General features: G+C 64.0%; 22 protein-coding genes and 3 pseudogenes. 21 read left to right on the top strand and 4 right to left on the bottom strand.

Annotated elements, in window-relative coordinates; all coding sequences use genetic code 11:
- Positions 1-26 precede the first annotated feature (26 nt).
- Positions 27-1,352 (bottom strand): M20/M25/M40 family metallo-hydrolase, encoded by a 1,326-nt coding sequence (locus tag F604_RS0103980; protein ID WP_026328953.1) that lies wholly within the window; start codon positions 1,350-1,352, stop codon positions 27-29.
- A gap of 17 nt (positions 1,353-1,369) precedes the next feature.
- Between F604_RS0103980 and mglB the strand changes: the two genes are divergently transcribed.
- The 11 genes and pseudogenes from mglB (at position 1,370) to F604_RS0103925 (ending at position 11,421) form a co-directional block, all read left to right on the top strand.
- Positions 1,370-1,861, top strand: coding sequence for a GTPase-activating protein MglB (mglB, locus tag F604_RS0103975; RefSeq protein ID WP_015716873.1), 492 nt, complete (start codon positions 1,370-1,372; stop codon positions 1,859-1,861).
- A 1-nt stretch (position 1,862) separates the two neighbouring features.
- The gene (gene mglA / locus F604_RS0103970; protein ID WP_015716872.1) at positions 1,863-2,450 is read left to right on the top strand and encodes a GTPase MglA; all 588 of its coding nucleotides are present in this window, start codon (positions 1,863-1,865) and stop codon (positions 2,448-2,450) included.
- A gap of 170 nt (positions 2,451-2,620) precedes the next feature.
- On the top strand, positions 2,621-2,725 hold the full coding sequence (locus F604_RS0103965; RefSeq protein ID WP_019550509.1) for a cytochrome c oxidase subunit 2A: 105 nt from the start codon (positions 2,621-2,623) through the stop codon (positions 2,723-2,725).
- Between the two features lie 3 nt (positions 2,726-2,728).
- Entirely contained in the window at positions 2,729-3,235 is a 507-nt protein-coding gene (locus F604_RS0103960) for a cupredoxin domain-containing protein (protein ID WP_019550508.1), read from the top strand.
- Positions 3,236-3,238: 3 nt separating this feature from the next.
- On the top strand, positions 3,239-4,927 hold the full coding sequence (locus tag F604_RS0103955; RefSeq protein ID WP_019550507.1) for a b(o/a)3-type cytochrome-c oxidase subunit 1: 1,689 nt from the start codon (positions 3,239-3,241) through the stop codon (positions 4,925-4,927).
- 65 nt (positions 4,928-4,992) lie between these two features.
- Complete coding sequence (locus tag F604_RS0103950; RefSeq protein WP_019550506.1) at positions 4,993-5,478, top strand: hypothetical protein; 486 nt, start codon at positions 4,993-4,995, stop codon at positions 5,476-5,478.
- Positions 5,475-6,625, top strand: a pseudogene (locus F604_RS11870) (MFS transporter). The gene F604_RS0103950 and the pseudogene F604_RS11870 overlap by 4 nt, the downstream one beginning before the upstream one ends.
- A 71-nt stretch (positions 6,626-6,696) precedes the next feature.
- Entirely contained in the window at positions 6,697-6,966 is a 270-nt protein-coding gene (rpsO, locus tag F604_RS0103940; RefSeq protein WP_015716867.1) for a 30S ribosomal protein S15, read from the top strand.
- Positions 6,967-7,023: 57 nt separating this feature from the next.
- Positions 7,024-9,168, top strand: coding sequence for a polyribonucleotide nucleotidyltransferase (gene pnp / locus F604_RS0103935; RefSeq protein WP_019550505.1), 2,145 nt, complete (start codon positions 7,024-7,026; stop codon positions 9,166-9,168).
- A gap of 57 nt (positions 9,169-9,225) precedes the next feature.
- Positions 9,226-10,956, top strand: coding sequence for a ribonuclease J (locus F604_RS0103930; RefSeq protein ID WP_019550504.1), 1,731 nt, complete (start codon positions 9,226-9,228; stop codon positions 10,954-10,956).
- A gap of 3 nt (positions 10,957-10,959) precedes the next feature.
- A complete protein-coding gene (locus F604_RS0103925) occupies positions 10,960-11,421 on the top strand; it encodes a universal stress protein (RefSeq protein WP_019550503.1) in 462 nt (153 codons plus the stop codon).
- Between the two features lie 53 nt (positions 11,422-11,474).
- Here F604_RS0103925 and F604_RS0103920 read toward each other — a convergent pair whose 3' ends face one another.
- Complete coding sequence (locus F604_RS0103920) at positions 11,475-11,708, bottom strand: hypothetical protein (protein ID WP_019550502.1); 234 nt, start codon at positions 11,706-11,708, stop codon at positions 11,475-11,477.
- A gap of 86 nt (positions 11,709-11,794) precedes the next feature.
- On the bottom strand, positions 11,795-14,233 hold the full coding sequence (locus tag F604_RS0103915) for a cation-translocating P-type ATPase (protein ID WP_019550501.1): 2,439 nt from the start codon (positions 14,231-14,233) through the stop codon (positions 11,795-11,797).
- A 68-nt stretch (positions 14,234-14,301) separates the two neighbouring features.
- On the opposite strand from F604_RS0103915, the gene F604_RS0103910 reads away from it, so the two are divergent.
- Both F604_RS0103910 and F604_RS0103905 read left to right on the top strand, forming a co-directional pair.
- Positions 14,302-14,868 (top strand): thioredoxin family protein, encoded by a 567-nt coding sequence (locus F604_RS0103910; RefSeq protein ID WP_019550500.1) that lies wholly within the window; start codon positions 14,302-14,304, stop codon positions 14,866-14,868.
- 72 nt (positions 14,869-14,940) lie between these two features.
- The gene (locus tag F604_RS0103905; RefSeq protein ID WP_019550499.1) at positions 14,941-15,873 is read left to right on the top strand and encodes an NAD-dependent epimerase/dehydratase family protein; all 933 of its coding nucleotides are present in this window, start codon (positions 14,941-14,943) and stop codon (positions 15,871-15,873) included.
- 102 nt (positions 15,874-15,975) lie between these two features.
- Here the strand turns inward: F604_RS0103905 and F604_RS0103900 are convergent, their stop codons facing one another.
- On the bottom strand, positions 15,976-17,424 hold the full coding sequence (locus F604_RS0103900) for a lyase family protein (protein ID WP_019550498.1): 1,449 nt from the start codon (positions 17,422-17,424) through the stop codon (positions 15,976-15,978).
- Between the two features lie 89 nt (positions 17,425-17,513).
- On the opposite strand from F604_RS0103900, the gene F604_RS0103895 reads away from it, so the two are divergent.
- The 8 genes and pseudogenes from F604_RS0103895 to F604_RS12860 form a co-directional block, all read left to right on the top strand.
- Positions 17,514-18,698 (top strand): ABC transporter substrate-binding protein, encoded by a 1,185-nt coding sequence (locus F604_RS0103895; RefSeq protein ID WP_019550497.1) that lies wholly within the window; start codon positions 17,514-17,516, stop codon positions 18,696-18,698.
- A gap of 51 nt (positions 18,699-18,749) precedes the next feature.
- Positions 18,750-19,625, top strand: coding sequence for a branched-chain amino acid ABC transporter permease (locus F604_RS0103890; protein WP_015716857.1), 876 nt, complete (start codon positions 18,750-18,752; stop codon positions 19,623-19,625).
- A gap of 87 nt (positions 19,626-19,712) precedes the next feature.
- On the top strand, positions 19,713-20,489 hold the full coding sequence (locus tag F604_RS0103885; RefSeq protein WP_026328951.1) for an ABC transporter ATP-binding protein: 777 nt from the start codon (positions 19,713-19,715) through the stop codon (positions 20,487-20,489).
- Positions 20,480-20,995: pseudogene (locus F604_RS0103880) on the top strand (ABC transporter ATP-binding protein); the annotation flags it as partial. The gene F604_RS0103885 and the pseudogene F604_RS0103880, both read left to right, overlap by 10 nt.
- A gap of 6 nt (positions 20,996-21,001) precedes the next feature.
- Complete coding sequence (locus F604_RS13540) at positions 21,002-21,229, top strand: ABC transporter ATP-binding protein C-terminal domain-containing protein (protein WP_420804984.1); 228 nt, start codon at positions 21,002-21,004, stop codon at positions 21,227-21,229.
- A 30-nt stretch (positions 21,230-21,259) separates the two neighbouring features.
- On the top strand, positions 21,260-23,113 hold the full coding sequence (locus tag F604_RS0103875; protein WP_015716854.1) for an AMP-binding protein: 1,854 nt from the start codon (positions 21,260-21,262) through the stop codon (positions 23,111-23,113).
- Position 23,114: 1 nt separating this feature from the next.
- A complete protein-coding gene (locus F604_RS0103870; protein ID WP_019550495.1) occupies positions 23,115-24,182 on the top strand; it encodes a branched-chain amino acid ABC transporter permease in 1,068 nt (355 codons plus the stop codon).
- Positions 24,183-24,210: 28 nt separating this feature from the next.
- Positions 24,211-24,334 (top strand): annotated as a pseudogene (locus tag F604_RS12860) (IS630-like element ISTth6 family transposase); the annotation flags it as partial.

The raw sequence follows: 24,334 nt of genomic DNA, 5'->3' as shown, positions 1-24,334 counted from the left end.
AAGAGCCTAGCAGATGAGACCCCCTACTAGCGCCCAAGGAAGTAAAGCTCTAAAAGCCGAAGAAGGGCCAAGGTGCCCCGCTCAAAATCCTGGATGCGGATGTGCTCGTTGGGGCTATGGACCCGGCTTCCCGGATACCCCACCCCCAGTCCCACCGCCGGGGCTGCCAGGTGGTGCAGAAAAGGATGCATGGGACCGGACCCCGCCATGTTGGGGTAAAGCACCGCCTTCGCCCCAAAGGCTTCTTCCAAAGCCCTTTGGACCATGCCCACGAAGGGATGGGAAAGATCCGAGCGGGCCGGGTGCTCTCCCTTCTCCAGGACCACCACCTCCACGTCGTGGAAGCCCTGGGCCTCGAGGTGCCGCTTCAAAAGCCCAGGGATCTCCTCAGGGTCCTGGTCGGGCACCAGGCGGAAGTCCAGCTTGGCGAAGGCCTCAGCGGGCAAGACCGTCTTGGACCCCGGGCCGCCATACCCCGAGTGGAAACCGTTCACGTTGACGCAGGGCTCCGCATAAAGGCGCTGATGGAACTCCAGGTTCCTGGCCCCGCCCAGGAAGTCCCGCACGCCAAAGGCTTCCTTCAGGGCTTCCGATTCATCGGGAATCTCCGCCAGCACCTCCATCTCCTTGGGCGAAAGGGGGCGGACCCGGTCGTAAAAACCCGGGATGAGGACCCTTCCCTCCTCATCCCGCAGGCTGGCGATGGCCCGGCTCAAGCGGTAAATGGGGTTTTCCACCACCGCCCCGTAGGAGGAATGCAGGTCAAAGGCAGCGGTGCGCACCCGAAGCTCGAGGGTCACGATGCCCTTAAGGCCCGCATACAGGTAGGGGCGCCCCTTGGCGTCCACCCCCCCTGCCTCCCAGACGATGGCCCCGGACTTCAGGAGGTCCTTTTTATCCCGGACGTAGTCCGCCAGGTGGGGGCTTCCCACCTCCTCCTCCCCCTCCACCACGAACTTCACCCGGGGAAGAAAGCCGTGCTTTTCCCGGAATAAGCGCAGGGCCATGACCCTGGCCACCAGCTCCCCTTTATCGTCGTGGGTACCTCGGCCATACCAGAGGCCGTCCCGTTCCACCAGGCGAAAGGGCTCGGTTTCCCATAACTCCAAGGGATCAGGGGGCTGAACATCGTAGTGGTTGTAAAACAAAAGGACCCTTTCCCCCTCACCCCCCTCGGCGTAGACCACCGGGGGCCCATAACCCCGATGGAGCTCTGCCTTAAGGCCCAGGTCCTGAAGCACCTCGGCCACCTTGGCCGCACCCTCCTCGAGGGCCCTTCCCTCCGCGCTCACCGTGGGCAAGGCCACCAGCTCCTCCAAAAGCACCCTGGCCTCCTCCACAAAAGCCCTCATGGTACACTGAGCATACTATGGTGGAACCCACCCTGGTCCTTTACGGAGCCCTATACCAGCGGGCCATGGATATTTTGCAAGACACTCTTCAGGAAACCGGGGCCCGCTACGCCCTCCTCATAGACCGCAAGGGATTCGTCCTGGCCCATAAAGAGGCCCTATGGGCCCCCAAGCCTCCGCCCCTGGATTCCCTGGCCACCCTGGTGGCGGGAAACGCCGCCGCCACCCAAGCCCTGGCCAAGCTGCTGGGAGAGGCACGCTTCCAAGAGGTGGTGCACCAAGGGGAACACATGGGGCTCTATGTGGACGAAGCCGGCGAGGCGGCCCTCCTGGTCCTGGTCTTTGACGAGAACGCTCCCCTGGGCAAGATCAAGCTCCACGGGAAGCGGGCGGCGGAAACCCTGGCCCGCCTGGCCGAGGAAGCCCTGGCCAACCCACCCAAGCTGAACCTGGACACCCAGTACCGCGAGGAGGCCAAGGCCCTTTTGGACGAACTCTTCGGCAACTAGCATGAGCACCATCAACTTCGCTAACCGCGAGATCAACTTCAAAATCGTCTACTACGGCCCGGGGCTCTCCGGGAAAACCACCAATCTCAAGTGGATATACAGCCGCATCCCCGAAGGCCGCAAAGGGGAGATGGTTTCCCTGGCCACCGAGGACGAGCGCACCCTGTTCTTTGACTTTCTTCCTCTGGACCTGGGTGAGGTCAAGGGTTTCAAGACCCGCTTCCATCTTTACACCGTGCCGGGGCAGGTCTTCTACAACGCCAGCCGCAAGCTGATCCTGAGGGGTGTGGATGGCATCGTTTTCGTGGCGGACTCCGCCCCAAACCGCCTTAGGGCCAACGCCGAGAGCATGCGCAACATGCGGGAGAACCTGGCGGAATACGGGCTCAAAGTGGAGGACATCCCGGTGGTGCTCCAGGTGAACAAACGGGACCTCCCCGACGCCCTGCCCGTGGAGATGATCCAGGCGGTGGTGGACCCCGAAGGGCGCTTTCCTGTCTTTGAGGCCGTGGCTACAGAGGGTAAAGGAGTTTTTGAAACCCTAAAGGAAGTGAGCCGCCAGGTGCTGGCCCGAGTGGGAAGCACTTAGGGATCTCCCTTCCCAAGGGGCGAGGCCTGATGCCTCGCCCTTATTTTCTCGCATGGAGCTCTCATTCCCTCAGTACCTTCTCATGTAGGGACAAATGTACTTCACCCTTTTCTCAGCTTTGGGCTAACATGGGCCCCGTATACGGCAACCTGCCGTAAGGGAGGAAGGGTATGGAGGAAAAACCGGTCGGCGCAATTGGAGTGATAGTGGTTCTTACCCTCACCATCCTGGTCTTCTGGTTGGGAGTATACGCCATCTTTTTCGCTAGGGGGTAGGGTATGGTGGACGAGCACAAAGCCCACAAAGCGATCCTGGCCTACGAGAAGGGGTGGCTGGCCTTTTCTCTGGTGATGCTGGTGGTCTTCATCGCCCTCATCGCCTACACCCTGGCCACCCACAGCGCCGGGGTCATCCCCGCAGGACAACTGGAGCGGGTTGATCCCACCAAGGTGCGTACAGAAGGCCCGTGGGCCGATCCTACCCAGGCGGTGGTGCAGACCGGCCCCAACCAGTACACGGTCTACGCCCTGGCCTTTGCCTTCGGCTACCAGCCCAACCCCATTGAGGTGCCCAAGGGAGCGGAGATCATCTTCAAGATCACCAGCCCCGATGTTATTCACGGCTTCCACGTGGAAGGCACCAACATCAATGTAGAAGTGCTTCCTGGAGAGGTTTCCACGGTGCGGTACACCTTCAAGAAGGCGGGGGAATACCGCATCATCTGCAACCAGTACTGCGGCCTCGGCCATCAAAACATGTTCGGCAAGATCGTGGTGAAGGAGTGAGCCATGGCGGTGCGTACCTCTGATTTCAGCCGAGTTTACGAGGCCTACCCGGAAAAGAAGGCCACCCTCTACTTCCTGGTCCTGGGCTTCATCGCCCTTATCATCGGGAGCCTTTTCGGCCCCTTCCAGGCCCTGAACTACGGGAACGTGGACGCCTACCCTCTGCTTAAGCGCCTTCTCCCCTTTGTCCAGTCCTACTACCAGGGCCTGACCCTGCACGGGGTGCTGAACGCCATCGTCTTTACCCAGCTCTTCGCCCAGGCCATCATGGTTTATCTACCCGCCAGGGAGCTGAACATGCGCCCCAACATGGGGCTTATGTGGCTCTCCTGGTGGATGGCCTTTATCGGCCTGGTCATGGCCGCCTTGCCCTTGTTGGCCAACGAGGCCACTGTCCTTTACACCTTCTACCCTCCCCTCCAAGGCCACTGGGCCTTCTACCTTGGGGCCAGCATCTTCGTCCTGTCCACCTGGGTAAGCATCTACCTCGTCTTGGATCTTTGGCGGCGCTGGAAGGCCCAGAATCCCGGCAAGGTGACCCCCTTGGCCACCTACATGGCGGTGGTCTTCTGGCTCATGTGGTTCATCGCCTCCATCGGATTGGTGCTGGAGGCTGTCCTCATTCTCCTGCCCTGGTCCTTCGGCCTGGTGGAAGGTGCGGATCCCCTTCTTGCCCGCACCCTCTTCTGGTGGACGGGCCACCCCATCGTCTACTTCTGGCTCATGCCCGCCTACGCCCTCATTTACACCGTGCTGCCCAAGCAGGCGGGAGGCAAGCTGGTTTCCGATCCCATGGCCCGCCTGGCCTTCCTGCTCTTCCTGCTCCTTTCCACCCCCGTGGGGTTCCACCACCAGTTCGCCGACCCTGGGATCGATCCCACCTGGAAGATGATCCACTCCGTCCTCACCATATTCGTAGCCGTTCCCAGCTTGATGACTGCCTTCACCATTGCCGCCAGCCTGGAGTTCGCCGGCAGGATGCGGGGTGGCAGGGGGCTTTTGGGCTGGATCCGAACCCTCCCCTGGGACAACCCCGCCTTCGTGGCCCCGGTCCTGGGCCTCCTGGGCTTCATCCCGGGAGGGGCGGGGGGTATCGTGAACGCCAGCTTCACCCTGGACTACGTGGTCCACAACACCGCCTGGATTCCCGGCCACTTCCACCTCCAGGTGGCGGGCCTCGTCACCCTCACCGCCATGGGCTCCCTCTATTGGCTCATCCCCAACCTCACTGGCAAGCCCATCTCCGACGGGCAGAGGCGGCTGGGCCTGGCAGTGGTCTGGCTTTGGTTCATCGGCATGATGGTCATGGCCCTGGGGCTCCACTGGCAGGGGCTCCTCAACGTGCCCCGTCGGTCCTACATCGCCCAGGTGCCGGATGCCTACACCCATGCCGCCCTTCCCATGGTTTTCAACATCCTGGCGGGCATCATCCTGCTGGTGGCCCTCCTCCTTTTCATCTACGGCCTCTTCAGCGTCCTTCTGGGCCGGGAGCGCAAGGCAGAGCTGGCCGAGGCCCCGGTGCCCTTCGCCGAGGTCATCTCCGGCCCCGAGGACCGTCCCTTGGTCCAGGCCATGGACCGGATCGGCTTCTGGTTCCTGGTGGCGGTGATCCTGGTGGTGCTGGCCTATGGCCCCACCCTGGTGCAGCTCTTCAGCAACCTGAACCCGGTGCCGGGGATGCGCCTCTGGTAGATCATGGGTGGTGCAAGGGCCGGAGACTTCCGGCCCTTGACCTTTTTGCCACAAAGGAAAAGGCTATGGGCGTGGGGTTTATCCCTGGTAGGAGTCTCCCTTGGGCGGTGGTCCTCTCCCTCCTTCCCTTCTTCCTGCAATTTCTGGGACTGGGCTTGGGGGATAAGCTGGGCCAGGGGCTTTGCGGAAGCGCCCTGGGGGTTTCCGAAGCTGAGGCGGTCATGTACGGCTTGGTGAACGAGTACTACCTTTACGGCCAGCTCTTCCTGGTCCTCCTGGCCTTGAAGGTAACCTACGCCTTGGTGCTTTGGGTCCTTCGCCTCATGTATCCCGGTAAGGACCCCGCCTTCGCCCCCCTGGTCTGGGGAGTGGGGGTTGGGCTTTCGGCGGTTTTCCTTCTTCTTTTCCTGGTCACCCGCACCCTACCCCTCCCCTTCCTCACCCCCCTAGGCCCAGCCCTCCTTTCCCCCGCCCCCCTGGACCCTTTATCCGTGATGATGGTCCTCCCTGAGCCCTTCCTCCTTTGGCTTTACTTCCGCCACCGACCATGAGACTCCCTCCCCAGGTATACCTGCTGGGCCTGGTCAGCTTCCTCATGGATGTGGCCAGCGAGATGGTCTATCCCCTTTTGCCCCTCCTCCTAACCAGCCTGGGGGCAGGCGCAGGTGTTCTTGGGCTGGTAGAAGGCATCGCCGAGGCCACCGCCAGCCTTTTCAAGGTGGTGGGCGGAGGGATCTCCGACCGCCTGGCCCAGCGAAAACCTCTCCTTCTCTTGGGGTACGGCCTGCCCGCCCTTTTCCGCCCTATCCTGGCCCTCGCCCAAACCCCTGGGCACGTCTCTACCGCTTCCTAGACCGGACGGGCAAGGGCTTGCGCACCGCTCCCCGGGATGCCCTCCTGGCAGAGAGTGTGGACCGGGGTGCCTTAGGCCGGGCCTACGGCTTGCACAGGGGCCTGGACACCCTGGGGGCCACCGTGGGGCCCTTTTTGGCCTTTCTCCTTCTACCGCATCTGGGAATCCGGGGGGTATTCTGGATCTCCGCCATACCGGCCCTTCTAGCCTTCATGGCCCTCTTCTGGGTAAAGGAAGCCAAGCCCCAAGGGGTTAAGGCCCCGCCTTCCCCCTTCCGCATCACCTACCTGGGTACCCTTCCCTCCCCTTACCGACGCTTCCTTCTGGTTTCCGGCGTCTTTGCCCTGGCCCTATCCTCCAATGCCTTCCTGCTCCTCCGCCTGAAGGAGCTCGGGCTTTCCCAGGAGGCTGTAACCTTGGCCTACACGGGTTACAACCTGATATATGCCCTCCTCTCCTATCCCCTCGGGAGCTTAGCCGATGCCATTGGGCTGAGGCGGGTGGTGGCCTTGGGTTTTGCCCTCTATGCCCTGGTGTACCTGGGCTTTGCCTTTGCCCAGTCGGCTTTGGGGGGTGTGGCGTTTCTGCTTCTTTACGCCCTGTACTCCGCCGCCTTCGAGGGGGCAAGCCGCGCCTACTTGGCCACCTTGGTCCCCCCTGAGACCAAGGCCACCGCCATCGGGCTTTACCACACGGTGGTGGGGGTTTTGCTCCTGCCGGCCAGCTTGATCTTCGGCTTTCTCTGGCAAAGTTATGGGCCTGAGCTGGCCTTCGGCGTGGGGGCGGGTCTGGCCCTTTTGGCTCTCCTGTTTTTCCTGCTTGACGGAAGGAGGGCCAGGCCCTAACCTGATAGAGGTCCTTCGGGGCCTCGAGGAGGAAGGGGCCAAAAGCGCCTTCCCCCCTGACGGAGGTAGAGATGCCCATCAGCAAAGAGGAAAAGCAAAAGGTCATAGAGGAGTTCGCCCGCTTCCCCGGGGATACGGGGAGCACCGAGGTGCAGGTGGCCTTACTCACCTTGCGCATCAACCGGCTTTCCGAGCACCTCAAGGTCCACAAGCACGACCACCATTCCCACCGCGGCCTTCTCATGCTGGTGGGGCAAAGGCGCAGGCTTCTCCGCTACCTGGAGCGGGAAGACCCCGAGCGCCACCAGGCCCTGGTTGAGAAACTGGGCCTTAGGAAGTAAACTGGTAACCAGGTCGGGGGCGGGGCCTTAGGGCTCCGCCTTTCGCTTGAGGGAACTATGCCGGAAGCCACACCCAACACCCCACAGGCCCATAGGTACGAAACCCAGGTGGCTGGCCGCCCCCTGGTGTTGGAGGCAGGGAAATACGCCAAACAGGCCTCGGGCTCGGTCCTGGTGCGCTACGGCGACACCGTGGTCCTGGCCACCGCCCAGGCCTCCGAGGAGCCCATAGAGGCGGACTTCCTTCCCCTCACCGTGGAGTTTGAGGAGCGGCACTATGCCGTGGGCAAGATCCCGGGAAGCTTCATGCGCCGGGAAGGGCGGCCTGGGGAAAAGGCCATTCTCTCCGCCCGCATGACGGACCGGCCCATCCGCCCCCTCTTCCCCAAGGGGTTCCGGCACGAGGTACAGGTGATCGTCACCGTGCTCTCCGCCGACCAGAAGAACCCCCCGGACATCCTGGGGCCCACGGCGGCCAGCGCCGCCCTCATGCTTTCGGACATTCCCTGGGAAGGCCCCGTGGCCGCGGTGCGGGTGGGCCTCATTGGGGGGCAGTTCGTCCTGAACCCCACCCTGCAGGAGCTTTCGGAAAGCGCCCTGGACCTGGTGGTGGCGGGAAGCCGGGACGCCATCCTCATGGTGGAGGCCGGGGCCCAGGAGGTGGACGAGGAAATGCTGGTCCAGGCCCTGGAGTTCGCCCACCGGGAGATGCAGCCCATCCTGGACCTGCAGGAGGAGATAGCCCGGGCCCTGGGCAAACCCAAGATGGCCTGGACCCCACCCGAGGCCCTCAGCGAGGAGGAGAAGGAAGCCTTCTACCGCTTGGCCGTGGAGCGGGGGCTTTCCGCCGTGCTCCAAACCGCCAGCAAGGGGGAGAGGAGCCGGGCCCTCGAGGCCTTTGCCGAGGCCCTGGTGGCCGAGGCCCTGCCGAAGGGGGAAGACGGTACCCCGGACGAAAGCAAAAAGCCCCTTTACGAGAGCGCCTTTGCCGAGGTGGTGCGCAAGGAACTCAGGCGGCTGGTCCTGGAGGAGGGCAAGCGGGCGGACGGGCGCACACCCAAGGACCTCCGGCCCATCTGGATCGAGGTGGACGTCCTGCCCTGCACCCACGGCTCCGCCGTCTTCACCCGGGGGGAGACCCAGGTGCTGGGCACCGTCACCCTGGGCACGGGACGGGACGAGCAGATCATCGATGACCTGGGGATTGACGAAACGGAAAAGTTCCTGGTCCACTACAACTTCCCCCCCTTCTCCACCGGGGAGGTCAAGCGCCTGAGGGGGGTTTCCCGCCGGGAGATAGGCCACGGAAACCTGGCCAAGCGGGCCCTCAAGGCGGTCCTGCCTCCCGAAGAGGCCTTCCCCTACACCATCCGGGTGGTGGGGGATGTGCTGGAGTCCAATGGCAGTAGCTCCATGGCCACGGTCTGTGCCGGGTGCCTGGCCTTGATGGATGCCGGCGTACCCATCCGGGCCCCGGTGGCCGGGGTGGCCATGGGTCTGGTGTGGGAGGGGGAGCGGGCGGTGATCCTCACCGACATCCTGGGACTGGAGGATGCCCTGGGGGACATGGATTTCAAGGTGGCGGGAACCCGAAAAGGGGTCACCGCCTTGCAAATGGACAACAAGGTGGGTGGGCTTCCCCGGGAGGTGCTGAAGGAAGCCCTTATGCAGGCCCGTGAGGCCCGCATGAAGATCCTGGACCTCATGGAAAGCGTCCTTCCTGCCCCACGCCCCGAGCTCAAACCCTTCGCTCCCCGCATCCTCTCCCTAAAGGTCCCGGTGGAGAAGATCGGCCTCGTCATCGGGCCCGGGGGGAAGAACGTGCGGGCCCTCGAGGAGCTTGGGGTGGAGGTGGACATCCAGGAGGACGGGACGGTGCGCATCTACTCCAGCGACCTCGAGGCGGCCCAGAAGGCCAAGAAGCGCATAGAGGAGCTCACCTTGGAGGCCAAGGTGGGCGAGATCTACGAGGGTACCGTCACCAAGATCACCCCCTTTGGGGCCTTCGTGAGCCTGTTCCCCGGCACCGAAGGGCTCCTTCACATCAGCCAGATCGCCCCCGGCCGGGTGGAGCGGGTGGAGGACCACTTGAAGGTGGGGGACGTGATCAAGGTCAAGGTGCACCGCATCGACGAGCGGGGCAAGATCGACCTGATCCGGCCCGAGCTGGAGGGCAAGATCCCTCCCAGGCGGCGCAGCTAGCCCTGGGGGGTTTTCCTTAGGGCAAGATCCCGGCCAGGCCGGGGAGATGGGAGGTTTATGGAAAACAAAGAACGCAAGCCAAGGAAAAGACGGCGCAGAAGGCCATCGGACGCCGCTTCCCTGGGCCTTGGAGAGGGCAAGGACTATGTGGAGATCATTCCCCTAGGGGGGATGGGGGAGATCGGCAAGAACATCACCGTTTTCCGCTTCCGGGACGAGATTTTCGTGCTGGACGGGGGGCTTGCCTTCCCCGACGAAGCCATGCCCGGGGTGGACCTCCTCATCCCCCGGGTGGACTACCTCATAGAAAACCGGCACCTCATCAAGGCCTGGATCCTGACCCACGGACACGAGGACCACATCGGGGGGCTTCCCTTCATCCTCCCCATGGTCTTCGGAAAGGAAAGCCAGGTGCCCATCTACGGGGCCAAGCTCACCCTGGGCCTCCTAAAGGGGAAGCTGGAAGAGTTCGGTTTGAGGTCAGGAAGCTTCAACCTCAAGGAGATCTCCCCCGATGACCGCATCAGCGTGGGGCGCTACTTCACCCTGGACCTCTTCCGCATGACCCACTCCATCCCCGATAACTCCGGTCTGGTCATCCGCACCCCCGTCGGCACCATCGTGCACACCGGGGACTTCAAGCTGGACGCCACCCCCATAGACGGTAAACTCTCCCACCTGGCCAAGGTGGCCCAGGCGGGGGCGGAAGGGGTCTTGCTCCTCATCGCCGACTCCACCAACGCCGAGCGCCCCGGTTACACCCCGAGCGAGATGGAGATCGCCAAGGAGCTGGACCGGGTCATCGGCCGGGCCCCGGGCAGGGTCTTCGTCACCACCTTCGCCAGCCACATCCATCGCATCCAGGCGGTGATCTGGGCGGCGGAGAAGTACGGGCGCAAGGTGGCCATGGAGGGGCGGAGCATGGTGCGGTTCAGCCGCATCGCCATGGAGCTGGGCTACCTCAAGGTGAAGGACCGCCTCTACACCCTGGAGGAGGTCAAGGACCTCCCCGACCACCAGGTGCTGATCCTGGCCACGGGAAGCCAGGGGCAGCCCATGTCCGTCCTCCACCGCCTGGCCTTTGAAGGCCACGCCAAGATGGCCATCAAGCCCGGGGACACGGTGATCCTCTCCAGTAGCCCCATCCCCGGCAACGAGGAGGCGGTGAACCGGGTCATCAACCGGCTCTACGCCCTGGGGGCTTACGTCCTCTACCCCCCTACCTACAAGGTTCACGCCTCGGGGCACGCCTCCCAAGAGGAGCTCAAGCTCATCCTGAACCTCACCACCCCCCGTTTCTTCCTCCCTTGGCACGGGGAGGTGCGCCACCAGACCAACTTCAAGTGGCTGGCGGAGTCCATGAGCCGCCCCCCGGAGAAAACCCTCATCGGGGAGAACGGGGCCATTTACCGCTTAACCCGGGACACCTTTGAGAAGGTGGGCCAGGTGCCCTCCGGGGTCCTCTATGTGGACGGCCTGGGGGTTGGGGACATCACCGAGGAGATCCTGGTCGACCGCCAGCACATGGCCGAGGAGGGAATCGTGGTCATCACCGCCTTAGCGAGCCAGGACCCGGTGGTGGAGGTGGTGTCCCGGGGGTTTGTCAAGGCCGGGGAGCGGCTTTTGGGCGAGGTGAAGCGCATGGCCCTCGAGGCCCTGCAAAACGGGGTGCGGGAGAAAAAACCCTTGGAGCGCATCCGCGACGACATCTACTTCCCGGTAAAGAAGTTTTTAAAGAAGGCCACGGGTCGGGACCCCGTAATCCTGCCCGTGGTCATAGAGGGGTAGACCATGTACCAAAGCATCCTCTTACCCACGGACGGTAGCCCGGCTGCCGAGGCCGGGGTGCAAGAAGGCCTCCGCCTGGCCAAGGCCTTGGGCGCAAAGGTGGCCTTCCTTTACGCACTGGAGCCCCTGGGACCCAGGCTGCTTCTAGGCCCAGAAACCCTGCCCTATTACCAGGCCCTGGTGGACGATATGCGGAAGGAGGGCCTAGCCGCCCTGGACCGCGCAACCCGCATGGCGGAGGAAATGGGGGTGGGGTTTGAAGCCCATCTCCCGGAGGGGCGGGCGGCAGAGGTGATCCTGAAGGAGGCGGAAAAGCACGACCTTTTGGTCATGGCCACCCATGGGCGCACGGGGCTGGACGCAATGCTTTTGGGTAGCGTGACCCAGGAGGTGGTCCGCCGTAGCCCCAAGCCGGTCCTGGTGGTCCCTTACCGCACCAGGGGCAGCGAGGCCGCCAGTAGATAAAGGACCAGGATGGCCCAGGAGTCGTAGGCCAAAACCCAAAGCTTCCTCAGGCTCTAGTACATGAGCCCCGTAAGCACCGTCCCCGCCATACCCAAGAGGACCAAGACGCTGAAAAGGTGGCTTCCCTCCACCTGGGCCAAAAGGGGGCCAGGAAACAGGGGATCGGCATAGGAGAGAAGAAACGTGTTGAACATGACGCTCCCCAGCACGTTGCCCAAAGCCAGGTCCACCGCCCCCAGGCGGGCGGCGGCCAGGGTCACGGTGGCCTCGGGCAAGGTGGTGACCAACCCTTTTCCAACATAAGCCGGGCCACCTCTGCCAGGGTGGTTTCGGGATGTACTCACCACGGGGCCGGTCATGGCATCCCTTGCCTTCATCGCCTAGCCTCCTTCCGCCATATTAACCGGTCCACCCCTTCGGCCATGAGCCAAGCCAAGAGGGCAAGCGCCAAAACCAATCCCCAGACCCATACCGGAACCGGCACCGCCTCCAACACCCCAGGGGCCAGGGTGCCGAGAAGGATCTGGATCAGGATGCCCAGAGCCACCGCCCCGTGCAGGTAAGGGTTTGGAAGGGGTATCAGGTGCGTGTGCCGGGCAGCGTAAGCAAAAAAGAGCTGGCCCAGGGTCATGAAGTGGAAGGTGGCGGTACGCGCCACCTCGGTGGCACTTAAAGGGGCTTGGATCCGTCCCCATCCCGGCAGAAGGGCCAAAAGCAACAAGGCAAAGGCGGCCTTGATGGTTCCCGTGAGGAGGATGAACCGCAAGGAGGGGGCGTCCAAAAGGGGGCTGTCCTTGGGCCTGGGCGGCCGCTCCAATACCCGGGGATTACGGTCCAAGGCCAAGGCCAGGGCAGGAAGGCCGTCGGTCACCAGGTTGATCCAGAGAATCTGCACCGCGGTAAGGGGAAGGAGCAAATGGCCCGCTCCGTCCCTCAGGTTTAAAAGGGCGGCGAACACCATCCCCAAGGCCACCACCAAGACCTCAGAGAGGTTGGTGGAGAAGAGAAAGCGGATGAACTTCTGGATGTTCTCGTAGATGCTCCGCCCCTCCTCAATGGCCGCCACGATGGTGGCGAAGTTATCATCCATGAGAACCAGGTCCGCCACCTCCCGGGAAACGTCCGATCCCCTTTGCCCCATGGCCACCCCCACGTCCGCCCGCTTGAGGGCCGGGGCATCGTTCACCCCATCCCCGGTCATGGCCACTACCTCTCCAGCCTTCTGGAAAGCCTCCACGATTCTCAGCTTGTCTTCCGGCTTGACCCGGGCAAAGACGTCTACCTCAAGAAGCTCCTCATCGGAGAGCTCCCCTATCTCCTCCCCGGTGGCCACCACTTCGGCAGGAATGCCCACCTTACGGGCGATGGCCAAGGCAGTAGCCGGATGGTCCCCCGTCACCATCACCACCCTGACCCCCGCCTTCAAAACCTGGGCCACCGCCTCCGGCACCTCCGGGCGGGGAGGATCCAGGAGGAGGACAAAGCCAAGAAAACTTAACTCCTCTTCCTTCTCACCCTCACCATGGGCTAGGGCCAGCACCCGAAAGCCCTCCTTTGCATAGGCTTCCGCCTGTTCCAAAAGGGAAGCCTTGTCCTCTTGGCTTAGAGCAAGGCGAGGGATAAGGGCCTCGGGAGCCCCTTTGAGGAAGCTACCCTGGGGCGTGGTAACCCGCATGTACTTCCAAGCGCTGTCAAAGGGTCTTTCGGAAAGCCTGGGGTTTTCTTGGCGGACCCGCCTCACGTCCAGGTGCTCCGCTGCATAACGCAAAAGGCCTATCTCCAAGGGGTCCCCCGCCCCGGTTTCCAGGTCGGCGTCGTTGCAAAGGACCATGGCGAGAAGGGCCCTTTGGGGGTCCGGCCCCACCACCTTTTGCACCTCCATGCGGTTCTCCGTGAGGGTACCCGTCTTGTCGGTGGCGATAACGGTGACGCTCCCCAAGGCCTCCACCGCAGCAAGGCGCCGCACCACCGCCTTGCGGCGGGCCATCCGCTCTACCCCCAGGGCCAAGGCCAGGGTGAGGACCGCAGGAAGCCCCTCAGGCACCGCCGCCACCGCCAGGGCCACGGCGAAGAGGAGGACCTTGCCGGAAAGGCCCTCCACCAGAAAGCCCAGAACCACCAGGGCCGCGGCGAGGACCAGCACCCAGCGGGCCACCCGATGGCCAAAGGCCTCGAGGCGCCGCTCCAGCGGAGTTTTTTCCTCCTCCATCTCCGAAAGAAGCCCCGCGATGCGGCCCATGGCGCTCCTTAGGCCGGTACGGCTTACCTCCATTAGGGCCCTTCCCCGCACCAACAGGGTGCCGGAAAAGACCTCGTCCCCTACCCTCTTCTCCACCGGAACGCTTTCCCCGGTAAGGAGGCTTTCATCCACCAAGACCCCGCTGGCCTCCAGGAGCACCCCATCTGCCGGTATGCGGTCCCCTGCCTCCAGGCGCACCACATCCCCGGGCACGATCTCCCGGCTGGGGAGGTGCTGGAAGCGACCATCTCGGAGGACCCAGGCCATGGGCTCCGCCAGGGCTTTAAGACGCCTAAGGGCCTCCTCGGAGCGCTTCTCCTGCAGGGTACCCAGGGTAGCGTTGAGGATCAGGATGGCCAGAATGGCCAAGGCCTCCAGGGGAAGCCCCTGGGCTCCCTCATAGAGCCAAAGGCCCAGGTCCACCGCCAAAGCAAAGAGGAGGATGTAGATGAGAGGGCTTTGAAACTGGTGCAGGAACCGTTGCCAAAGGGGTTCAGAGGGATTTTCCGGAAGGGCGTTGGGGCCGTATTCTACGAAGCGTTTTTGCGCCTCCTGTGAGGTAAGCCCCCGCATAGGGGCATGATACCTGGAGAGCCGGGGACTTATTGTCCCCCGCCTGGGCCCTGCGGTAAGATGGCGCCATGCTGCAGTACCCGGAGCTACCCCTAGGAAGCCCCTTGATCGACGCCGAGCTTCCCGACCCGCGGGGAGGACGGTACCGGCTTTCCCAGTTCCAGGAACCCCTCTTGGCCGTGATCTTCATGTGCAACCACTGCCCTTACGTGAAGGGCTCCATCCAGGAGATCGTGAGCCTGGCGGAGAAGTACCGGGGCCGGGTAGCCTTCGTGGGCATCAACCCCAACGACTACGAGCGCTACCCCGACGACGCCCCGGAAAAGATGGTGGAGTTCGCCAAGGAGTACGGCATCTTCTTCCCCTACCTTCTGGACGAAACCCAGGAGGTGGCCAAGGCCTACAAGGCCCTGCGCACCCCCGAGGTCTTCCTCTTTGACGAAAGGCGCCTGCTCCGCTACCACGGCCGCGTCAACGACAGCCCCAAGTTCCCGGAGCAGGTGCAAAGCCATGACCTCGAGGCCGCCATCGAAGCCCTGCTCAGGGGGGAGGAGCCACCCCTTAAGGAGGCTCCCGCCATCGGCTGCACCATCAAGTGGCGGCCTGGGAATGAGCCCGAGGTCAAAATCGGCTAATCCCCAGACGAGGGCCTTATAGGATGGAGGCGGTTTACCCCGCCCTGCTACGGGCGGTTGGGGAGGATATGCATGCGCGTATTGGTAACGGGCGGAGCAGGTTTCATCGGTAGCCACATCGCGGAAAGCCTGGTGCGCGAGGGTGTGGAGGTGGCGGTCTTGGACAACCTCTCCACGGGCAGACGGGAAAACGTCCCCAAAGGCATCTACTTCTACAAGGTGGACCTCAGGGACAAGGAAAGCCTGGAAAGGGTCTTTAGGGAGTTCCGCCCCACCCACGTTTCCCACCAGGCGGCCCAGGCCTCGGTGAAGGTAAGCGTGGATAACCCCACCCTGGACTTCGAGGTGAACCTCCTGGGCGGTTTGAACCTCCTCGAGGCCATGCGAAAGTGGGGGACGGAGAAAATGGTCTTCGCCTCCACCGGGGGAGCCATCTACGGGGAGGTTCCCGAAGGGGAACGGGCCGAGGAAACCTGGCCCCCCAAACCCAAAAGCCCCTATGCCGCCAGCAAGGCCTCCTTTGAGCACTACCTCTCCGCCTACGGGCAAAACTACGGGCTCAAGTGGGTGTCCCTGCGCTACGGCAACGTCTATGGCCCCCGGCAGGACCCCCACGGGGAGGCCGGGGTGGTGGCCATTTTCTCGGAAAGGATCCTCAAGGGAGAACCGGTCACCCTCTACGCCAGAAGGACCCCCGGGGACGAGGGGTGCGTGCGGGACTACATCTACGTGGCCGACGTGGTGCGGGCCCACAACCTGGCCCTGAAGGGTCTGGAGGGAATCTACAACGTGGGAACGGGGGAGGGACACACCACCCAGGAGGTCCTCCTGGCGGTGGCCGAGGCCGCCGGTAAGCATCCAGAGGTCAACCCAGCCCCTCCGCGTCCCGGTGATCTGGAAAGAAGCGTGCTCTCTCCCTTGAAGCTCATGGCCCACGGCTGGCGGCCCGAGGTGGGTTTCCAGGAGGGCATCCGGCTCACCGTGGAATACTTCCGCACCCGTTGACATACCCCCCACCCCTATCAGATGATGGGGGGTATGAGTGCTCGTTTCTTTCACCCCGCCTGGTTCGCCTTGGTCATGGGGGGAAGCGGGCTCCTGTACCTCCTAGCCCCGGGGCTCTTCCTGGTGCTCCTGGCCTTCTACCTGCCCCTGCTGATCCGTAGCCTTCTCGCCTTCCTCCGCCTGGAAACCCTCAGGCCCTTTGGCCAACAGGCGCCTGGCCAGGCGCACCCGAGCCCTCAGGGCCACTAAGGCCTTCCGGTCTTCCTTAAGCCGCTTCCTGGCCCGGGCCATCGCCTCCGCCCGGGCCTTGGGCCCCACACCCCCCAGGACTTCCCGGCGGGCGAAAAAGCCCTCGAGGCTCATCCAGGCGATGAGTTCCTCCCGCTCCACCCCTAAGAGCTCGGGCCGGACCCCGGGTAGGGCGCCCTGTACCCGCCGGTACGCCTCGGCAAGGGGCACCCCCTTGCGCACCAACAGGTCCACCGCCTCCGAGGCCAGGACCTCCGGGGAGAGCTCCTCCAGGAGGAGGGCTGGCTCAAACTGGCTTTCCTCGAGGGCCACCCGGGTAAGCTCCAACGCCGCCTCGGCGCTTCCCAAAAGGGCCGTCAAAGGCTCCAGTACCCCCGTGGAGTGGTCGTTCAAGTCGGTGAAGGGGGTATTGTGGTTTAGGAAAGCTAAGGTACCCATTCCACCCACCAGCTGGCCCGCATAGATGCGGGCGTGCTCCAGCACCACGGGATTCCGCTTTTGCGGCATAAAGCTGGAACCCTGGGCCAACCCCTCCCCTACCACGAAGGCCCCCCGCTCCGCCAGGGCCAGCAGGTCGGTGAGGAAACGGGAGAGGCTGGTGCCCAGTCCCGCCAGGGCCGAGGCCAGCTCCAGGGCATAATCCCCAGAGGCCACGGCATCCAAGGTGTTCTCCACCGGTCCCGCAAAACCCAAAAGGGCGGCGAGCCGCCGCCGGTCCACAGGATAGGGGTTCCCCGCCAGGGCACTGGCCCCCAAAGGGCAGCGGTCCAAGGTATCCAAAGCCTGCCTCAGGCGGCGGAAATCCCTCTCCAAAAGGGCCGCTACCCCCAGAAGGTAATGGTCCAGGGTGGAGGGCTGGGCCGGCCGGTGATGGGTGCGCAGGACCAGAGGAACCCCAGCATGGGTTTCCGCCACCCGCAAAAGCACCTCCCGCAGGCGGAGGAAATCCCCCAGCAAGGCCAACACCCGGTCCCTCAGGTAAGCGCGAAAGGCCGTGAGGTCCAGGTCGTTCCGGGATAGCCCCCGGCGTATGGCCCCCGCCACCTCCTCCCCCCAGTGCTCGGAAAGCTGGGCGTAGATGGAGAAGAAGACATCCTCCACCTCACCGGTGAAGCTGGGAAGCGGAAGGGTACGGAGTTCCCTTAGGGCCGCCACCGCCTCCTCCGCCCTGGGAATGCCCAACCGGGAAAGCTCCATGGCGTAGGCGGTCAGGGCATCAAAGAAATGGGGCACCAGGGCCTCGCGGGCAAAGCGGTAGTGGCGGCCCAGGACAAAGCGGCGGTAAACGGTGTGCCAACGCATGCTTTCATCCTAGACCTTCCCGAAGGACTTGACGGGTGGCTTCGGGCATGGTATCTTTTCGCCGACTACAACCCGAAAGGAGGCGTACGATGAAGCGCAGGGAGTTTTTGAAGAAGCTGGGTGTAGGTGCATTGGCCGCGGTGGGCATGCCCTATATCGCCACCGCCCAGGCTCGACCGGTGAAGCTGGCCACACTCCTTCCCCTCACAGGACCCTTCGCCTTTGCAGGTAACGCCTCTCGCGAAGGCTTCGTGGATGGGGTGGACTACGTGAACGAGGTCCTGGGGGGCGTGGGTGGCCGCAAGCTGGAGCTCATTGTGGAGGATACCGGCTACGACGTGGCCAAGGGCACGGCCGCCTTCAACCGGGTGGTATCCCGGGAACGCCCCGATGAGCTCCTCTTCGTATACGGGGACTCCACGGGGCTCTCCAAAGCCTTGGCCCCGGAGATCGCCCGCATGGGCCTTCCCTACTCCGCCACCAGCTTCGCCAACGAGCTGGCCGATCCCAAGACCTACCCCACCATCTTCGTTTTCGGGCCCACGTACAACGACATGATGGAGGCCCTCCTACGCCAGATACGCCTGCAAAAGGGCCGGGCCCGCATCGCCTTGGTCTACTCCAACACGGAGTTCGGCCGCGATCCCATCCCCTACGCCAAGGAGCGGGCCAAGGCCTTAGGGATGGAGATAGTCCACGAGGAAGTCACGCCCCCGGCCTTCACGGACGCCACCCCCGTGGTCCTCAACCTGCGCCGGGCCAATCCCGACTTCGTGATCCTCCAGGGCTACGTCCTTTCCGCGGAACCCTTGATCCTCCGCACCGCCAGGGAGCAAGGCTTAAGGGCCCAGTTCATGGGCACCTACTACTCGGCAGAGCTGGCCCTCATCCAGCGGGCAGGCCCCGCCGCCGAGGGCTTCACCGTGACCTACCACAACGCCTACTGGTACGACACCCTGGTGCCGGCGGTGAACGAGCTAAGGAAGTTCCGCCAGAAAAAGGGACGGGACACCTCCTACCGGCCCACCTACTACATGGGGAGCGTGGCCGTGGCCTTGGCCATCGCCGAGGCCATGCGCCGGGCAGCCCAGGCGGGAAAGCTCACCCGGGCCGGGCTGGTGGAGCAACTGGAGAAGATCGGGGACTATAACGCCATGGGCCTAACGCGGGGCTTCCAGTTCGTGAACCACCGCCTCCCCTATACCAAGCTCTACCGGGCCAGCGTGAAGGACGGGCGCTTCAACGCCATCACCGACTGGATCAAGCTGGCCTGACCCCTGTTCCGCCCCCAGGCTTCCCGTGCCTGGGGGCAGCCCAACACGCCTATGCCCGACCTTCTACCGTATCTCATCGGCGGCCTAGCCAACGGAGCCCTCTACGGCCTTCTGGCCTTGGGTTTCGTCTTGGTCTACCGGGCCACCAGCGTGGTGAACTTCGCCATCGGCGAGTTCCTCCTGGTGGGGGCTTACCTGACCTATACCTTCGCCCTCTTCCTCCCCTTACCCCTGGCGATACTGGCTGCCTTGCCCCTCGCCTTCCTCTTTGGACTCCTGGTGGAACGGGGTTTCGTGCGACCGCTTTTGGGCAGGAGCGTGGTGGCGGTGATCATGGCCACCATCGGCCTGGCGGCCGCTTTGGACGGGGTGGTGCAGCTCCTTTGGGGTCCGGACCTCAAGTACCTCTCCGGAAGCCTCCCCAACCTGGGGTTTCAGGCTGGGGGAATTTTCGTCTCCTCCCGGGCCGTCTGGAATCTGCTCCTGGCCCTGCCCCTGGGCTTGGGCCTCCTTTTCGCCTTAAGGCGGAGCCGCTACGGCATCCTGGTCCGGGCCATCTCCGAGCGGGAGGTGGCCGCGCTGGCCCTGGGCATCCCCACCGCCCGCATCCTGGCGGGAGTTTGGGGGATCTCCGCCCTCCTGGCCACCCTCGCCGGGGCCCTTCTGGCTGCGGCCAGCGGGGTAGGGCCCAACCTGGTCTTCTTGGGACTAAAGGTCTTCCCCGTGGCCATCCTGGGGGGATTGGACTCGGTGGGGGGAGCGCTTTTGGCGGGGTTGATCCTTGGGGTCCTCGAGGCCCTCTCCCAGCGCTATCTGGAACCCCTCCTTCCCGGTTTCACCGAGGCCCTGCCCTTCGTGGTGGTGCTCCTGGTCCTTCTGGTGAGGCCCTATGGGCTATTGGGCGAGCGGCAGATTGAGAGGGCGTGACACCACCCCGCCCTGGCTGACGCCAGGGTGGGAACCCAGGGAGAACCCTTCTCCAAACTCCGTGGGCATGGAGGTTGCCAAAGCATGATCCTAGCTGTAGAGAACCTCAAGGTAGTCTACCGGGGGGTGATCCTGGCCCTGGATGGGGTCTCCCTGGAGGTCAGGGAGGGAGAAGCGGTGGCCCTGTTGGGCCCCAACGGGGCCGGCAAGAGCTCCTTGGTGCGGGCCGTAGCCGGCCTGCTATCCCAGTTTGAAGGGCGGGTGCTGGACGGGCACGTCCGCCTCTTCAGGGAGGACACCACCCACCTGGACCCGGTGCGCATCACGGGCCTTGGGCTTACCGCGGTCCTCGAGGGGCGCCCCATCTTCCGCTACCTGACCCCGGTGGAGAACCTGGTGGCGGCGGGACACCGCCTTTCCCCACGGGAGCTCAAAGAGGGCATGGAGGAGGTCTTCGCCCGCTTTCCCCGGCTTTACGAAAGGCGCCACGAGCAGGCGGGCTACCTTTCGGGGGGCGAGCAGCAGATGCTCCTTCTGGGGATGGCCCTTCTCACCCGGCCCAAGGTGCTGGTGGTGGATGAGCCTTCCCTGGGCCTCGCCCCCAAGCTGGTGGAAGAGGTGATGCGCACCCTGGAGGCCCTAAGGCGGGAGAAAAACCTGAGCCTCCTCTTGGTGGAGCAAAACGCCCGGGCGGCCCTCTCCATCGTGGACCGGGTTTACGTGCTGGAGCGGGGCCGGGTGGTGTTTGAGGGGGATGCCAAAGCTGCCCAGGAGGACCAGGATGTGTTGGAGTTCTACCTGGGCAAGGAAGAGGTGGGCTTCCGCCAGTCCAAGCGCTACCGCAGGAGGAAGCGATGGGTGTGATCCTCGAGGCCAAGAACCTCCACCTCGCCTTCAAGGGGGTCAAGGCCCTGGTGGGGGTGGAGTTCCGCGTAGCTGAGGGGGAGTTCTTCGCGGTGATCGGGCCCAACGGGGCAGGGAAAACCACCCTCTTGAACGTCCTTTCCGGGGTGTACGAGCCCGACGAGGGAGAGGTAACCTTCCTGGGCCAAAACCTCCGGGGGAAAAGCCCCCAGGAAAGGGCCCGGATGGGCCTGGCCCGCACCTTCCAAGGCTTGGAGATCTTCCGGGGCATGAGCGTTTTGGATAACGTGAAGCTAGGGGCCGAGCTAGCCCTGTCCACCTACCCCCTGGCCCTCCCCCGGGCCCAGCGGGAATGGCAGATTAGGGCTTGGGCCGAGGAGGTTCTGGACTACCTCCACCTCTCCCCCTTCCGCCACGCCCCTGCGGGCATGCTTCCCTACGGGCTGCAAAAGCGGGTGGAGGTGGCCCGGGCCCTGGCCAGTCGGCCCAAACTCCTCCTCCTGGACGAGCCCATGGCCGGTCTGTCCCTCGAGGAAAAGCAGGACCTGGCCCGCTTCCTCCTGGATGCCCAGGAGGAATGGGGAGTAACCCTTCTTTGGGTAGAACACGACCTAAGGGCCGTTTTGGAGCTTTCCGACAGGGTCTTGGTTCTCTCCTACGGAGAGGTGCTCTACCATGGCCCGCCACAAGGGGTACGCCAGGACCCCAAGGTGGCGGAGGCCTATCTGGGGCAGGCGTAGTAAGCCCATGCAGGCTGACCTTGAGGAAACATGGAAGGAACGTTGCTCGCTTACCTGTACCAGCATGCTAGCCGGGAGCCAGAGGCCCCAGCCCTTAGGGTGAAGCGGCTTGGGGTCTGGCAGAAGACCTCCTGGAAGGACCTTTTGGACCGCACCCTAAGCCTGGCCGGGGGGTTATGGGCCTTGGGCCTGGGGGAAGGTGAGGTCCTGGCCATTCTTGGGCACAACGCCCCCGAGTGGGTGGAGGCCGAGCTGGCTGCCCAAGCCTTGGGAGCCTTGCCCATGGGCATCTACGCGGACGCTATGCCCGAGGAAGTGGGCTACTTCCTGGAGTTCACCGGGGCCAAGGGCATCGTGGTCTCCGACGAGGAGCAGCTGGACAAGGTCTACCCGCACCTGCACCTGGTGCAGTTCGTCCTGGTCTGGGAGGAGGCGGGGATGTCCCGTCACTTCCAGGGCAAGGTGCGGCGCTTCAGCCAGGCCTTCGGGGATCCCAGGGTGGGCGAGGAAGCCCTGAAAAAGCGCCGCCCCGAGGAGGTGGCCCTCCTCGCCCCCACCTCGGGCACCACGGGGAGGAGCAAGCTGGCCATGCTCTCCCACCAGAATCTTCTCGCCGGCCATTATGCCCTGCGGGAAGCCCTGGGCTTCCAGAAAGGGGCCTGGGTCTTCAGCTACCTGCCCCTCCCCTGGATCGGGGAACAGATGCTCACCGTGGTGCAAGGCCTGGTGGAAGGATCCACCGTGCACTTCCCCGAGGACCCCACCACTCTCCGGGAAGATCTGAAAGAGGTCCAGCCCGATTTCTTCCTGGCCCCCCCGAGGCTTTGGGAGGACATGGCCAGCCTCATCCAAAGCCGCATGGTGGATGCCGATCTCCTGAAGGCCTTCTTCTACCGCGTGGGGATGGGAGCCCTTCTGGAAGGGGCGAGCCGCGAGTTCCGGGGGGAGAAGGTGAGCCTTTGGCTCAACCTAAAGCGGGCCCTCTTCTACCCCCTCATCGCCAGGCCCCTAAGGGCCAGGCTAGGCCTTGCCGCCTGCCGCATCGCCGTCACCGGGGGTGCCCCTTTAGGCCCCGAGGTCTTCACCTTCTTCCGGGCCCTAGGCCTGGACATCCGCCAAGTCTACGGCCAGTCGGAAACCGCAGCCGCCACCACCGCCCACACCACCGGGGATGCCCCGCCGGAGACCGTGGGACCACCCCTGCCCCACACGGAGGTGCGCATCAGCGAGGAAGGGGAGATCCAGGTCAAGGGGCCCCAGGTCTTCCAGGGCTATTTCCGCCAGGAGAAGGCCACCGAGGAAAGCTTCACCGAGGATGGCTTCTTCCGCACCGGGGATGCGGGCTTCTTTGACGAAAGGGGGCATCTGGTGATCCTGGGCCGGGTGAAGGAGGTGGGTGCCCTTGCGGATGGGACCCGCTTTGCCCCACAGTTTATGGAAAACCGCCTGAAATACTCCCCCTATATCCGCGAGGCCGTGGTGCTGGGGCACGGAAGACCCTTTGTCACGGCCCTCATCGAGCTGGATCCGGAAAACGTGCAGAACTGGGCCAGGAAACGGGGCATTCCCTTTACCACCTATCTATCCCTCACGGAACGGCCCGAGGTCAAGGCCTTGATCGCCGAGGAGATCCGCATGGTGAACCAGACCCTTCCCGAAAAGCTCAAGATCCAGCGCTTCGCCATCCTTCCCAAGGAGCTCCACCCCGACGACGAGGAGATCACCCGTACCCGCAAGGTGCGCCGCCAGGTGGTGGAGGCCCGCTACGGCCCGGTGATCCAGGCCCTCTACGGCGAGGGCGGAAGGGTGGAGGTGGTGCTTCCCATCCGCTACCTGGAAGGAGAAGGGAGGCTCGAGGCCACCTTAGAGGTGCAGGAGGTCTAGGATGTACCCTCTTAGCAAACAGCTTACCGATGCCTTTAGCCGCCGCTTCGCCCGGGCGGTGCGGGAAACCTACCGGGAGGACGAAGCCTACGCCAGCACGCCCTTGGGGCGTCTGGCCTTGGGGGTTTTCCTGCTTTTTCTCGTGCTCCTACCCTTCCTTCTCTCCCCCTACCCCATGTACGTGGCCACCCTGGTGGCCATTGGCGCCTTAAGCGCCTTGGGCCTCCACCTTCTCGTGGGCGGTGCGGGACAGATCTCCTTGGGGCATGCCGCCTTCATGGGGGTAGGCGCCTACACCGCAAGCCACCTTTACGGCCCTTTGGCCTTCCTGGGCATCCTCCTGGGAGGGGGAATCGCCGCCCTTTTGGGTCTGGTTCTGGGCCTTCCCTCCTTGCGCATCAAGGGGGTCTACCTGGCCATCGCCACCCTGGCCTTCCAGTTCCTGGCCGATTACGTCTTCAAGAACTGGGAAGGGGTCACCGGGGGTATCCGGGGAAGGACCCTACCCCCGGCAGAGCTTTTCGGCCTCGCATTGGACACGCCGGAGAAGCTTTGGTACCTGGTCCTCTTCTTTACCCTTCCCCTTTTCTTTTACGGAAAACGCCTCCTCATGACCCGGGCAGGACGGGCCTTCATGGCGGTGCGGGACAACGACCTCTCCGCCAGGGTGGCGGGGGTGGACCTGGTGCGGGTGAAGCTCATGGCCTTTGCCCTTTCCGCCTTTTACGCTGGGGTGGCGGGGGGGCTTTTGACCCAGCTTTACAAGGCGGTAACCCCCGAGTACTTCCCCCTCACGGTGAGCATCCAGTACCTGGCCATGGTCATCGTAGGGGGGGCGGGCACGGTGCTGGGGGCGGTTTTGGGCGCCTTCTTCGTCCTCCTCATCCCTGAGGTTCTGAACAGCCTGGTGGGGGCCCTTGGCCCCCAGTACGCCGCCACCCTGGCCGCCTGGCGCAACGTGGCCTTCGGCCTCCTCATCCTGGCCTTTCTGATCCTGGAACCCCTGGGATTGGTGGGGCTTTGGGGAAGGATGCGCAACTACTTCCGCACCTGGCCCCTACCCTACTAGCTAAGTGCCAACCCCTTATCATGTCAACATGGCAGCCCCTCTTCAGATCCAGCTGACCCCTGAGGAGGACCGGCTCCTGCTGGAACTCTCCCTGGACCCGAAGACCCACAAGAAAACCCGCCTCTGGGCCGCCATGGTCCGCCTGGCCGCCG

The sequence above is a fragment of the Thermus scotoductus DSM 8553 genome (assembly GCF_000381045.1).
Classification (GTDB): Bacteria; Deinococcota; Deinococci; order Deinococcales; family Thermaceae; genus Thermus; species Thermus scotoductus.
This window is presented reverse-complemented; position numbering and strand designations above follow the sequence as displayed.